The organism is Acidimicrobiia bacterium (assembly GCA_041394025.1).
In the GTDB taxonomy this organism is placed as follows: Bacteria; Actinomycetota; Acidimicrobiia; order IMCC26256; family JAOSJL01; genus JAOSJL01.
On record JAWKJA010000003.1, the window covers coordinates 457,553 to 470,199 of the forward strand.

At 68.8% G+C, this 12,647-nt stretch carries 10 protein-coding genes; 8 read left to right on the plus strand and 2 right to left on the minus strand.

Annotated elements, in window-relative coordinates; translation table 11 throughout:
* Positions 1-35: 35 nt before the first annotated feature.
* Entirely contained in the window at positions 36-2,033 is a 1,998-nt protein-coding gene (locus R3A49_09530) for a hypothetical protein (GenBank protein MEZ5170970.1), read from the minus strand.
* A 58-nt stretch (positions 2,034-2,091) separates the two neighbouring features.
* Here R3A49_09530 and R3A49_09535 point away from each other — a divergent pair, with 58 nt between their 5' ends.
* Positions 2,092-2,457 carry a hypothetical protein gene (locus R3A49_09535; GenBank protein ID MEZ5170971.1) on the plus strand — a complete coding sequence of 122 codons (366 nt, stop codon included), beginning with the start codon at positions 2,092-2,094 and terminating at the stop codon, positions 2,455-2,457.
* Here the strand turns inward: R3A49_09535 and R3A49_09540 are convergent.
* Entirely contained in the window at positions 2,448-3,881 is a 1,434-nt protein-coding gene (locus R3A49_09540) for a magnesium chelatase (protein ID MEZ5170972.1), read from the minus strand. The genes R3A49_09535 and R3A49_09540 overlap by 10 nt on opposite strands.
* Before the next feature lie 87 nt (positions 3,882-3,968).
* On the opposite strand from R3A49_09540, the gene R3A49_09545 reads away from it, so the two are divergent.
* From R3A49_09545 to R3A49_09575, 7 genes are all read left to right on the plus strand, one after another.
* Entirely contained in the window at positions 3,969-5,087 is a 1,119-nt protein-coding gene (locus R3A49_09545) for an alpha/beta hydrolase (GenBank protein MEZ5170973.1), read from the plus strand.
* The gene (locus tag R3A49_09550; GenBank protein ID MEZ5170974.1) at positions 5,084-7,225 is read left to right on the plus strand and encodes a glycoside hydrolase family 2 TIM barrel-domain containing protein; all 2,142 of its coding nucleotides are present in this window, start codon (positions 5,084-5,086) and stop codon (positions 7,223-7,225) included. Before R3A49_09545 ends, R3A49_09550 begins: the two co-directional genes overlap by 4 nt.
* Positions 7,226-7,405: 180 nt before the next feature.
* Positions 7,406-8,188: a succinate dehydrogenase cytochrome b subunit gene (locus R3A49_09555; GenBank protein ID MEZ5170975.1), complete on the plus strand. Its 783-nt coding sequence runs from the start codon at positions 7,406-7,408 to the stop codon at positions 8,186-8,188.
* Positions 8,185-10,125: a fumarate reductase/succinate dehydrogenase flavoprotein subunit gene (locus tag R3A49_09560; GenBank protein MEZ5170976.1), complete on the plus strand. Its 1,941-nt coding sequence runs from the start codon at positions 8,185-8,187 to the stop codon at positions 10,123-10,125. The genes R3A49_09555 and R3A49_09560 overlap by 4 nt, the downstream gene beginning before the upstream one ends.
* Positions 10,126-10,127: 2 nt before the next feature.
* Positions 10,128-10,886: a succinate dehydrogenase/fumarate reductase iron-sulfur subunit gene (locus R3A49_09565; protein MEZ5170977.1), complete on the plus strand. Its 759-nt coding sequence runs from the start codon at positions 10,128-10,130 to the stop codon at positions 10,884-10,886.
* A gap of 126 nt (positions 10,887-11,012) precedes the next feature.
* On the plus strand, positions 11,013-12,209 hold the full coding sequence (locus tag R3A49_09570) for an AI-2E family transporter (GenBank protein ID MEZ5170978.1): 1,197 nt from the start codon (positions 11,013-11,015) through the stop codon (positions 12,207-12,209).
* Between the two features lie 249 nt (positions 12,210-12,458).
* Positions 12,459-12,641, plus strand: a complete 183-nt coding sequence (locus R3A49_09575) for a hypothetical protein (GenBank protein MEZ5170979.1) — start codon at positions 12,459-12,461, stop codon at positions 12,639-12,641.
* The last annotated feature ends 6 nt before the right edge of the window (positions 12,642-12,647 follow it).

Consider the following 12,647-nt stretch of genomic DNA (forward strand, 5'->3'; position numbering starts at 1 on the left):
CGCGAGAACCCAGCTCCTCACGGAGAACGAAGCGTTCAGCCCACACGACATCGATGGGCGCGAGATTCGAGGAAGTCGACGAGGACGTAGTCGCCGAGATCGTCCGGCGTCGTGAAGAAGGCCCGCCCGCGGTTCATCTTCGTCATGCGCTCCACGAACTCGCGCAGTGCATAGCTCTCGTCGAGCATGAACGTGTTGATCCGGATGTCGGCCTTCGTGCAGCGGGCGACCTCCCGCAGCGTCTCCTCCACCGTGACGGGAGACGGCGGGTACTGGAACTGTGCCTCACCGTTCTCGATGTGGGCGGTCGGCTCGCCGTCGGTGATCATCAACACCTGCTTCGTTCCGGACCGGTGCGCGAGGTCGCGGCGTGCCAGCAGGAGGGCGTGCTGCATGTTGGTGCCCCACTCGAAGTCCCACGACACCTCCGGGAGTTCCTCGGGCCGGATCGGGCGGGCGACGCGCCCGAATCCCACGAGGCCGAGATGGTCGCCCGGGAACTGCCCGGAGATCAGGGCGTGCAACGCCATCGCGACCTTCTTCGCGGGGAGGAAGTTGTCGCGCATCGGCATCGACATCGACAGGTCGAGCAGGAGAACCGTCGACGTGCGGGTCGTGGCGTCGGTGCGCTCGATCTCGAAGTCGTCGGGATGGAGCTGCACCGGAGTCCCGGCGCCGGTGCGCCAGATGGCGTTGCGGATCGTCGGGCCGACAGCGAGGTGGAACGGGTCCCCGAACTCGTAGCGCTTGTGTTCGAAGGCCCTCTCGTTGCCTGCGCCGCTTCGATGGGTGTCGTGCCGGCCGGGCCGGTCGGCGACCAGCCGACGGAACAGCTCCCCGAGCGCCCGGTTCCCCAGAGCACGCACGCCGGCGGGTGTGAGCTCGAGGCGACCCTCCCGCTGCTCGATGAGCCCCGCCTCCTCCAGCATCCTGGCGAGGTCGGCGAGCCTCTCCAGTGACGAGGCCGCCTCGTCACCGAGGAACGCACGCGCCTTGTCGATGTCGACCTCGGCGAGCTGTCCGGGCTGCGTCGCGTTTCCCAGCAGGTTCTCCAACTCGTCGAGATCCCCGAGGGTCCGGAGCAGTCCCGACATCTCCCCGAAGCCCACGGGCTCGTCGCCCTCGAAAGGCAGTCCGCGGTCCCACGGGAGCTGTGGGAACGCATCGGCGAGGTGCCGTCCGAGCTCGCTGACCTGCCAGTTCAGGTCCATGTCGCCCAGCAGCTCCTCGGACAGCTCCCGGAGCTGGGCGCGCTGCTCGGGCGTCATCGAGTTCAGGAGCTGCTGCATCCGCGCCATCGACTGCGCCATCTGTTCGAGGAGCTCGTCGAGGGTCGCGGGGTTCCCGGGGAAGAAGTCGCCGTACCGGCTCATGAAGCCCTCGAAGTCGGGCTCCTCGCCGCGCTCGCGGGCCTCCAGCATCCCGTTCAGCTCGGCGAGCATGTCCTTCGTCCGTTGCATCTGTTCGGGCGACATGTTCTCCATGCCCTCGGCGATCTGGTTGAAGTAGGAGCTCATGAGCTCGCTGCGCAGCTCTTCGAGGAGCTCCTCGAAGCGTTCGCGCGCCTCGGCGCTCATGAACTCGTAGTCCCGGAGCCCGCGCACCTTCGCCGCGAGGTCGGGAGGTAGCTCGTCGAGCTGACGCTGCCGCCGCTCGGCCGTTTCTTCGAGAAGCTCGCGTCGGCGCTCGTCGGGCAAGTGAGCGGCCTCGGACACCTGGCGGTCGATACCGCGCCGCTCCTCCTCGATGACCTCGTCGAGCCGCTCGTTCACATCGGAGTAGGCGCCGCCGAGGTCGCGTCGCTCGAGCTCGTCGCGCCGACGCTCGCGCAGGGTGCGCAGCATCTCCCGCAAGCCCATCATCCGGTTGCCGTCGGCGTCCTCCATGCCGCCCTGGAGCAGACGCCGGAGCGCGGCGTTGAGGTCGCCGTGGTAGACGAGGTCGTCGGAGATCTCGGCGAAGAGTGACTCCGCGTCGAGGTCGAACCCCTGCTGGGTGCCGTCCCAACGCGAGTACCGGAAGATCCGCGCCATCACGCCGAGCGTACCGGCCGATTCGGGACCGCGTACCGGCGTCCCCGACCATGGTGCCGTGCACCGCCACCGGATCGCCCTGTTCCCACTCCTCGCTCTCGTGCCCGTCGCCGCGGCCTGTTCCGGGTCCGACGGGCCCGAGGCGTCCGAGGAGTTCTGTGAGGCCGCCGCCACCTACGACACCGAGGTCGGCACCGGGGACCTGTCGTCGGAGGAGCAGGTCGATCTCGTGACCACGATGGCCGAGAGCGCACCGGCGGAGATCCGGGACGACGCCGAGGTGTTCCTCCGCGCTCTCGAGTCGGTGGCCGACGGCGACAAGAGCGTGATCGACGACCCCGAGATCGAGGACAGCGTCGACAACGTCAACCGCTTCGCCTCGAAGGCGTGCGATCTCCTCGAGGGGAACTCGCCCTACGGGTGATCCCCACCCGGCTGCGGGTCGGGGCGCGGCCGGCCGCGGTAGACGGCGCGACCTCCGACCGCGTCCTTGTTGAGCCTCTTGGACAGATGGAGGCCCTCCAGCACGAACTCGACGGCCGCTGCGACCTGCGCCGGTGACTCCCCGGCGTCGAGGGAGCGCAGGACCTCGCCCAGCTCGGCATGCCCCGTGAGGAGCTCGAGATACTCCTCGGACGGCACGTCGTCGCCCGTGTGGACGACGAGGCCCTCGTCGAAGGCAGAGACCACTCCGGGGAGCAGCGTGGGGTCGACCCGAACCCGGAAGGTCTCGAGCACGGCGCCCTTCATGATCCGGTCGAGGACCTGTTCGTCACGACCCTCCTCCACCGTCTCGAACTCCAGCTTCCCGGCCGTGGACGCGACGAGGGCGTCGAGGTCACTGATTCGGGGGACGACCTCGCGCTCGCCGCTGCGAAGCGCCCGACGCAGTGCGTTGGCCACGAGCGTCTCCCTGTTCGTGATCGACAGCCGGACCGAGACCCCGCTGCGCTGGTTGATGTGCGGCGACCGGCGGGCGAGTTGGCTGATCTCGGCCACGACGGCCGTCATGAAATCCGGAACCGTGACGGTGACCCCGTCGACGCCCGGAGCGGCCGTCTCGGCGTTGATGACGGCGGTCTCCACCTCGGCGTCGAGCGGGTAGTGCGTGCGGATCTGTGCTCCGAAGCGGTCCTTGAGGGGAGTGATGATCCGGCCGCGGTTCGTGTAGTCCTCGGGATTCGCCGACGCCACGAGCATCAGGTCGAGCGGGAGATGCACCTTGTATCCGCGGATCTGGACGTCGCGTTCCTCGAGCACGTTGAGCAGGCCGACCTGGATCCGCTCCGCCAGGTCGGGGAGCTCGTTGATCGAGAAGACGCCCCTGTTGGTGCGCGGCACGAGGCCGTAGTGGATGGTGAGCTCATCGGACAGGTACCGCCCCTCGGCGACCTTGATCGGATCGACCTCACCGATCAGGTCGGCGATCGACGTGTCGGGAGTGGCCAGCTTCTCGCCGAACCGGTGATCGCGGTGCACCCAGTCGATCGGCGTGTCATCGCCCTGCTCCGCCACGAGCCGGCGGGCGTGGGAGGAGACCGGCGCGTACGGGTCGTCGTTGATCTCACTGCCGGCGACGACGGGCATCCACTCATCGAGCAGTCCCGTGAGCGAACGGATCATCCGGGTCTTCGCCTGACCACGCTCTCCGAGGAGGATCACGTCGTGACCCGCCAGGAGCGCGTTCTCCACCTGCGGGAGAACTGTGTCGTCGTATCCGAGGACACCGTCCACGAGTCGGTCGCCCGACGCGATCCGCACAGCGGCGTTGGCCCGGATCTCCTCCTTGACCGGGCGCGACACCCACCCGGCTGCCTTCAGCTCCCCGAGCGAGGTCGGTCGACCCATGACTCCTGTTTCCCCGACTTCCCGAATCTTCCCGGGACGGACGCGTGAGGCTACTGCCATGACCGGGTCGGTACCATCGGCCCGCTCATGAGCAGCCGACGGAGTCCCCGCACCGCCACGCGACGACCCCATCGCCGCGGCGCGGAACGCGTCACGCTGATCCTCGTTCTCGCCTCGGTGCTCGCGTCCGTGGCGCTCGTGTCGTTGCCCGCCGGTGTGGCGGCGGCAGACGACGCCAACGAGGTCCACACAGGCGTCGCGTACGGAACCGAGCCCGAGCAGAAGCTCGATCTCTACCTGCCCCCCGCCGACGAGCGCAACGGTGCAGCCGTCGTCCTCGTCCACGGTGGTGGATGGGCGAAGGGGAAACGGCAGAGCATGGCCCCGACCGCCGAGCGTCTCGCCGGGGAGGGCTTCGTCGCCGCCACCGTCGACTACAGGCTCGTCGGCCAGACCGACCACGCCTTTCCCGACGCGGTCCACGACGTGCAGCTGTCTGTCCAGTGGCTCGCCGACAACGCCCACCGCTACGGCGTCGACGACGACAAGATCGGGATGATCGGCAGCTCCGCGGGGGGTCACCTGGCCGCCATGGTCGCCACACTGGGGACGACCGGAGATCCCACGGAGAAGCCGCTCGCCACCGAGCCGTCCGGCACGCAGGTGGCGGCGGTCGTGAGCTGGTCGGGCCTCTTCGACCTGGCCACGCTGGTGCCCGGAGAGGACGAGGCCTGCGACAATGACCCCGAGTGCATCGCCGTCACCCGGGCCAACCTCGTGACCGACTTCCTCGGCTGCACACCGAAGGAGTGCCCGGGGCGCTACGCGGAGGCGTCGCCCATCGACCACGTCGGCACGTCGACAGCCCCGATGTTCCTGGCCAACTCCACCGAGGAGCTGATTCCCCTGTCGCAACCCGACGCCATGATCAACCGCCTCACGGCCGCCGGCGTACCGAACTCCCACCAGTACCTTCCCGGCCGGGCCCATGCGTCCCTCTACCAGAACCAGGTCTGGGGCAGCACCGAGTCGTTCCTCCGCCGTCACCTCGGCGTGGAGAAGCCCACACTCGCTGACTGGCTCGTACCCACCATCACGGCCGCCCTCCTCATCGCTGTCCTCGCCACCGTCGCTGTTCGTGAGCGCACACGGCACGAGCAGCTCACGGGTGAGGGGTCACCGGCCTCGGCCGGGGATCGCCCGTGAGCGCGGGTGACATCGAGGTTCACGACCTCAGCGGGACGTGGCGCGCTGCCGAGGCCGACGGCGCCCTGGAGCGCACGTTCGCCGAGCGCGAGTTCGACGACTCGTCATGGGCGACCATCACGGTCCCCGGGCACTGGCGCTCCTCGGAGCACTTCGCGGCGAGCGACGGCCCCGTCCTCTACCGGCGCCGCCTGTCGATCGACCCTCCCGCAGCGGGGCGGCGCCGGTTCCTGCAGTTCGACGGCATCTTCTACGACGGCGACGTGTGGCTCGACGGCGCGTACGTGGGTGACACACAGGGCTACTTCGAGTGCCACACCTTCGACGTGACCGACCGCATGCGCGACGGATCCCAGCACACGCTCGCCGTGGAGGTGGCGTGCGCGCCGCAGTCGGACCGCACGGCCAAGCGACTCGTGACGGGCGTCTTCTCCCACTGGGACAATCTCGACCCCACGTGGAACCCCGGGGGCATCTGGCGGCCGGTGCGCCTGCTCGACACCGGACCGGTGCGCCTCGCCCGCACGGCCGTGCTCTGCACCGAGGCGACCGTCGAACGCGGGCGGTTGCTTCTCGACCTCGACCTCGACGCCGGCGAGGAGGTCGGCACCGAGAGGCAGGTGCGCCTGACCGCCCACGTCCACGGGTCGGGCGTCGAGGAGCACGCCACACGCGACGCCACCGTGGTGGCGGGCTCCAACAGGATTCCGTGGACCGTCCAGGTGGAGAGCCCTCCCCTGTGGTGGCCGAAGCGTCTGGGCGACCAGCCGCTCGTGGACGTCGACATCGCCGTCGAGATCGACGGAGCGGTGAGCGACACCCGGTCGCGACGCACGGCCTTCCGCGAGATCTCGGTCGAGAACTGGACGTTCACCGTGAACGGCCGCCGCATATTCGTGATGGGCTCCAACCAGGGCCCGACGAGGATGCAGATCGGCGAGACCCACGACGATGAGTTCCGCCACGACATCGAGCTGGCCCAGGAGGCGAACCTCGACCTCCTGCGCGTCCATGCGCACGTGACGCTCCCCGGGTTCTACGACGCGGCCGACGAGGCCGGCCTGCTGGTGTGGCAGGACTTCCCGCTCCAGTGGGGCTACGCGCGCGGGTTGCGGCGCGAGGCGACGCGCCAGGCCCGCGCCATGGTCGAGCAGCTGGGCCACCATCCGAGCATCGCCCTGTGGTGCGCCCACAACGAGCCCCTGGCCGTCGACGCCAACCCGGGCGAGGCGATCGACGCTGTCACGGGAGTCCGGATCCTCGGCTCCATGGCCCTGCCGACGTGGAACAAGGACGTCCTCGACAGGTCGGTGGCCCGTGCGCTGCACAGGGCCGACTCGAGCCGCTTCGTCGACCGGCACTCCGGGATCGTGCCCGGGCCGACCTCCGGTGGCACCGACACGCACTGGTACTTCGGCTGGTACCACGGCGAGATGGGCCAGTTGGCCCGGATGCTCACGGCGTGGCCCCGCACAGCCCGGTTCATCTCCGAGTACGGCGCTCAGGCCGTCCCCGCCGACGCGTCGTTCATGGAGCCCGCCCGCTGGCCCGACCTCGACTGGGACCGTCTCTTCGAGCGCCACGCCCTCCAGAAGCGGAACTTCGACCGCTACGTCCCGCCCGACGACTACGCGACGTTCGACGACTGGCGTGACGCCACCCAGGAGTACCAGGCGGCCCTGATCCAGCTCCAGACCGAGGACATCCGGAGGATCCGTCACCGTCCGGCGGGAGGCTTCTGCCACTTCTGCTTCGCCGACGGGCACCCGTCGGTGACGTGGTCGGTTCTCGACCACGCCCGCCGCCCCAAGAAAGGCTACGGGGCACTTCGCGACGCCTGCCGGCCGCTCCTCCCCGTGCTCGACCCGCGCACCGGGGCCGTGCACGTCGTCCACGAGGGCGACGAGCCGCTCGTCGGGGCCGTCGTGGAGGCACGCGTCGGCCGCTCACACCGGCGGTGGCAGGGTGACATCGCATCCGACGACGTGACGTTCGTCGGACGCATCGCCATCGACGACGCGGGACGCTCCGAGGAGGCGGAGATCAGCGTCAGCCACAGCCGCTGCGGCGAGGTGGTCAACACCTACTCACCTCTCCTCCTCCGGTCGACCCGCCCCGGGGCGGCTCTCCCCAGCTGAGCGCGGCCACCGGATCCGGTTGGTGGTGCGTCCGTGCGCACGCACGACGACATGGAGCGGACGTCCTCGTGCCCCGGTTCACAAACTGCGGAGCGCGCCGGGCCTTGGCTACCGTCGACACGCCCCCGACTACGGGGTGCGCGCCGCTCACGACGGCGTCCCCAGGACGCGGATCCGCCCATGCCCGAAGCCACCACCGAGGACGAGGCCCCCGGCGCCGACGCCGCGTCGTCACTCTCGTCGGGAATCGGCCCGGCCGTCCCACCGCCACCGAAGCCCAAGCGTCCGTGGATCGTCGACTTCTACTCCTCCGACGTCGGCAAGAAGTGGGTGATGGCCGTCACGGGGCTGATGCTGCTCGGCTTCGTGCTCGTCCACATGATCGGGAACCTCAAGGTCTTCCTCGGCCCCGACGAGATCAACCTCTACGGCGAGTCGCTGCGTGACCTCGGCGGGCACCTGGTCCCCCGCACCTCACTGCTGTGGATCCTGCGCATCGGCCTCGTCGCGGCCTTCGGCCTCCACATCCTGGCGGCGGCCCAGCTGACCGCCTCCAACCGGCGTGCCCGGGGAGAGCGCGGGCAGGCACCACGCGACTACGTTGCCGCCAACTTCGCGTCGCGCACGATGCGCTGGACCGGCATCATCGTGGCTGCCTTCATCGTCTACCACCTGCTCGACCTCACGTGGGGTGTCACCAATCCCGACTTCGTACGCGGCGACGTCTACGACAACATGGTGGCCAGCTTCGAACGCGTTCCGGTGGCGGTGGTCTACATCGTCGCCAACATCCTGCTCGGCATCCACATCTTCCACGGGGCGTGGAGCATGTTCCAGAGCCTCGGTGTCAACAACCCCCGCTTCAACCTGTGGCGGCGCTACTTCGCCGTCGGCTTCGCGTCCCTCATCGTGGTCGGGAACGTCAGCATGCCGGTCGCCGTGCAGTTGGGAATCATCTCGTGACCGCCACCGCCGCACCGGACACCACCTTCGACTCGAAGGTCCCCGAAGGCCCCATCGCCGACAAGTGGACGAACCACAAGTTCGACATGAAGCTCGTGAATCCCGCCAACAAGCGGAAGTTCACGATCATCATGGTCGGCACCGGTCTCGCCGGCGCCGCCGCGGCCGCCTCGCTCGGGGAGCTCGGCTACCACGTCAAGGTCTTCTGCTACCAGGACTCCCCCCGCCGGGCCCACTCGATCGCCGCCCAGGGCGGGATCAACGCCGCCAAGAACTACAAGAACGACGGCGACTCCGTGTACCGCCTCTTCTACGACACCGTGAAGGGTGGCGACTACCGCGCGCGTGAGGCCAACGTCCACCGGCTCGCCGAGGTGAGCCTCGACATCATCGACCAGTGCGCCGCACAGGGCGTGCCCTTCGCACGTGAATACGGCGGCCTGCTCGACAACCGCTCCTTCGGAGGCGCGCAGGTCTCCCGCACGTTCTACGCCCGCGGCCAGACCGGCCAGCAGCTCCTGCTCGGGGCCTACCAGGCGCTCGCCCGCCAGATCGACGCCGGCACCGTCGAGCTCCACACGCGTACCGAGATGCTCGAGCTCGTCGTCAAGGAGGGGCGCGCCGCGGGCATCGTCGTACGCGATCTCATCTCGGGTGAGGTTTCGTCGCACTCGAGTCACGCCGTCGTCCTCGGGACCGGCGGGTACAGCAACGCCTTCTTCCTCTCCACGAACGCCAAGAACTGCAACGTCACGGCGGCGTGGCGGGCGCACCGCAAGGGTGCGTACTTCGCCAACCCGTGTTTCACCCAGATCCACCCCACGTGCATCCCGGCGTCCGAGGAGTTCCAGTCGAAGCTCACGCTCATGAGCGAGTCCCTGCGCAACGACGGGCGCATCTGGGTTCCCGACGACGACGGCGACACACGCGCGCCGGGTGACATCCCCCGGGATGAACGCGACTACTACCTCGAGAGGCGCTACCCCGCCTTCGGGAACCTGGTGCCCCGCGACGTCGCATCGCGGGCCGCCAAGCTGGAGGTCGACCGGGGCCGCGGTGTCGGGGTGAAGAAGAACGGCGTGTACCTCGATTTCGCCTCGGCCATCGGGCGACTCGGACGCGACGCCATCGAGGAGAGGTACGGCAACCTCTTCCAGATGTACGAGCGCATCACGGGGGAAGATCCCTACAACCAGCCCATGCGGATCTTCCCGGCGCTGCACTACACGATGGGTGGCCTGTGGGTCGACTACAACCTGATGAGCACGATCCCCGGCTGCTACGTGATCGGGGAGGCGAACTTCTCCGACCACGGCGCCAACCGGCTCGGGGCCTCGGCACTCATGCAGGGCCTCGCCGACGGCTATTTCGTCCTGCCGTTCACGATCGCCGACTACCTCGCCGATCAGCTCGGCGACGACCCGGTCCCGACGACCGACCCGGCCTTCGCACAGGCCGAGGCAGACGTCGACGACCGGGTCCGCCGACTCCTGTCGATCCGGGGCGCGCGCACCGTCGACTGGTTCCACCGGGAGCTCGGCAAGATGCTGTGGGAGCACTGCGGCATGGAACGCAGCCGGGAGGGCCTCGAGAAGGTCCTCTCCGAGATCCCCGTGCTCCGGGACGAGTTCCACACGGACGTGCGGGTCCTCGGCGGAAACGAGCATCTCAACCAGTCGCTCGAGAAGGCCGGGCGCGTGTCCGACTTCTTCGAGTTCGCGGAGCTGATGTGTGCCGACGCCCTCCACCGCGAGGAGTCGTGCGGAGGGCACTTCCGCAGCGAGCACCAGACGGAGGACGGCGAGGCTCTACGCGACGACGAGCACTTCGCCTACGTCGCCGCGTGGGAGTTCAACGACGTGGGGAGCGCCGAGACCCTCCACCGGGAGCAACTCGTGTTCGACAACGTGAAGCTCGCACAGAGGAGCTACAAGTAGTCATGCGGCTCGAGCTGCGGGTCTGGCGGCAGACCTCCTCGACGGACGGCGAGTTCCGCGACTACGTCGCCGAGGACGTCTCCGAGGACATGTCGTTCCTCGAGATGCTCGACGAGCTCAACGAGCGCCTCATCGAGAAGAACGAGGAGCCCATCGCCTTCGACTCCGACTGTCGTGAGGGCATCTGCGGAATGTGCTCTCTCATCATCGACGGGCGCCCGCACGGTCCCGAACTCGGCACGGCCACGTGCCAGCTGCACATGCGCAAGTTTCACGACGGCCAGACGATCACGATCGAGCCCTGGCGCGCCACGGCCTTCCCCGTCATCCGCGACCTCGTCGTCGACCGCTCGCCGTTCGACCGGATCATCGAGGCCGGGGGCTACGTGAGCGTCCCCACCGGATCGGCCCCCGAGGCCAACAGTGTGCCGGTCCCCAAGGAGGCCGCCGACGCCGCCATGGACGCCGCCTCCTGCATCGGCTGCGGAGCCTGCGTCGCTGCGTGCCCGAACGGTGCGGCGCAGCTCTTCACAGCGGCGAAGGTCGCCCACCTGAACCTGCTGCCCCAGGGGGCACCGGAGCGCGGTTCCCGCGTCGCGGGGATGGTCGACACGATGGAGCACTTCTTCGGCTCGTGCACCAACCACGGCGAGTGCGAGAAGGCGTGCCCGAAGGAGATCTCCATCGACTTCATCGCGCTGATGAACCGCGACTACGTCCGCGCCAAATTCTCCAACCGAGCCCTCGCGGGACGTCGCTAGACCTCGATGCACCACTCGAGGCCGCCTACCAACGGCGACCTCGACTGACGCATCGATCTGAGAGAGGGTGCGCGACGGCTGAGGGTGGCGACCGTACGCTGGATCCCGATCCGGGGGATCCACCGCATGGACGACACGACACCACCCACGTCACCGCCTCCCGGCGCCGAGCCCGGGGTTCCGGACGCCTCCGCAGAGCCGACGCCCGTCCCACCATGGCTGAACCGGGCGATGGTCCTGTTCTTCGCCGGCATCGTCACCCTCGTCGTGTCCTACTGGCTCCTCGTCCGGCTCCGGACGCTCCTCGTCATGATCCTCGTGGCGCTGTTCCTGTCCTTCGCGATCGAGCCGGCGGTGAACGTCCTCGCCCGGCGTGGATGGCGACGCGGTCCCGCCACGGCCATGGTGTTCCTGGGAGTCTTCGTCGTCAGCGTCAGCTTCCTCGCTGCCATCGGCGCGCTCGTCGCCAACCAGGTCGCTGACTTCATCGACGAGGCGCCCGACTATGTACAGCGCACCGAGACCTGGGTGAACGACACGTTCAACGCCGACGTCGACGCCGACGCCTTGATCGACGACCTCACCAACAAGGACGGCCCTGCACGCGACTTCGCGACCGGTCTGGCCGGTAACGCCCTCGACGTCGGTACGACCGTACTCACGGTGCTCTTCCAGCTCTTCACGATCGCACTGTTCACCTTCTACCTCGTGGCCGACGGCCCGCGTCTCCGTCGCACGTTGCTGTCTGCACTCCCCGAGAAGCGCCAGCGCTTCCTTCTACAAACGTGGGAGCTCGCGATCGACAAGACCGGCGGCTACATCTACTCACGGGCTCTCCTCGCTGTGATCTCCGCTGTCGTCCATTGGATCGCGTTCTCGATCATCGGTGTGCCGTTCGCCGTCGCACTGGCACTGTGGGTCGGTGTCGTCTCACAGTTCATCCCGACGGTGGGGACGTACCTGGCGGGAGCGTTGGCCGTGCTGGTGGCACTGCTCAGCGACCCGGTCGACGCCCTGTGGGTCCTGGCCTTCGTGGTCGTCTACCAGCAGGTCGAGAACTACCTGCTCCAACCGCGTGTCACGGCGCACACCATGGCGCTCCACCCGGCCGTGGCCTTCGGTGCTGTCATCGCCGGCGCCGGGATCCTCGGGCCGGTGGGCGCGCTGCTCGCGCTCCCGGCGGCCGCGGTCATCCAGGCGTTCGGCTCCACCTACATCCAGCGCCACGACGTGCTCGACGAGTCGGCCCTCACCGACGAGCCGGCCGAGCACCGGCCGTGGCGGGAACGGTGGCCCTTCCGGTCGCTTCACAACGCCGACTGACCGGACGACCCGCCCGGTCCCGGCCTGCTGCAGACCCCGGGGCGGTGGTGCCGCTCCGGGCGGAAAAATGCGCCCGCCGGCTCGCCCGGTCTGTCAAGGTGAGCATCTCGAGCGCCGATCAGTGGTGAAATACCCGACCGGAGTCGCAACGGTGGGCCCGGATCTGGGAATATTCCGGGCTCTCCGGGCGTCGTCACCGGTACACCGGTACACCGGAGCCGACCGGGGGAGAAAGAGGAGAAAGCGGTCATGCTGACCAAGACCGAACGCAAGTGGCTGGACGAGGTCCGCCGGATCGGCATCACGGGTGCCGGTGACCGCGGCCGTCTACGGACCCTGCGCGAAAAGGCCAGCAAACGCGACGCCGCGATGATCGACCGGGTGTTCGCCCGAGCGGCCGCCGGCGAGGACGACGGCGAAGGCCTCAGCTGAGCCGGA